The organism is Siccirubricoccus soli (assembly GCF_024178315.1).
GTDB classification, from domain to species: Bacteria; Pseudomonadota; Alphaproteobacteria; order Acetobacterales; family Acetobacteraceae; genus Siccirubricoccus; species Siccirubricoccus soli.
The window spans coordinates 1-794 of record NZ_JAMZIK010000307.1 but is presented as its reverse complement, the minus strand read 5'-3'; the positions used below and the strand labels follow the sequence as shown (position 1 = coordinate 794).

Sequence of the window (794 nt, the reverse complement as noted above, 5' to 3'; positions counted from 1 at the left end):
CAGCACGCCGCGGTGAATACGTTCCCGGGCCTTGTACACACCGCCCGTCACACCATGGGAGTTGGTTCTACCTTAAGCAGGTGCGGTAACCGCAAGGGGCTAGCTTGCCACGGTAGGGTCAGTGACTGGGGTGAAGTCGTAACAAGGTAGCCGTAGGGGAACCTGCGGCTGGATCACCTCCTTTCAAGGATAGGATCGTGACGCTGAGGGCGGATGTCCTCTGGTTGCGGTTGATCCTTACAGACTTTGTCCTCGGCGGGCTCCGTTCACTACTCTCGATGCCCTGACATCCTGCTCGTGCCGCGCGTAATGCGTGGGGCGGGCGTTCGATGTCGGTGCACGAGATGCGCCCGGGCGGCATGGCTTTGCCATGCCTTGCCCGGAGCCGCTTCCAGAAGACCCGGCCTTGCCAGCACGCGGTGCGGGCGAGGCCGCTGTTCTTTCACAGGTAAATCCGGAATTGGTTGTGTAGTTTGAGAGTGTGAGTGCGCGCGAAGGGTGCAGCTTTCACAGCCTCTCATGCGCGGGACGTGCCCTTGCGGGCCGCGGCTCGGTTCTGCATGCGGGTGGTGATGGTTGCGATCTGGAGCGAGATAAGGGCGTTCGGTGGATGCCTTGGCGCCAAGAGGCGATGAAGGACGTGGCACGCTGCGAAAAGCCGCGGGGAGATGCGAGCGATCGTTGATCCGCGGATGTCCGAATGGGGAAACCCCTCCTTAGGGAGATCCTGTGCTGAATCCATAGGCATGGGAGGCGAACTCGGGGAACTGAAACATCTAAGTACCCGAAGGAAA

General features: G+C 61.0%; 2 rRNA genes. Both read left to right on the top strand.

Annotated features, from left to right (window positions below):
- Positions 1–184: ribosomal RNA gene (locus tag NJ376_RS28535) — 16S ribosomal RNA — on the top strand; the annotation flags it as partial.
- A gap of 399 nt (positions 185–583) precedes the next feature.
- A 23S ribosomal RNA gene (locus NJ376_RS28530) occupies positions 584–794 on the top strand; the annotation flags it as partial.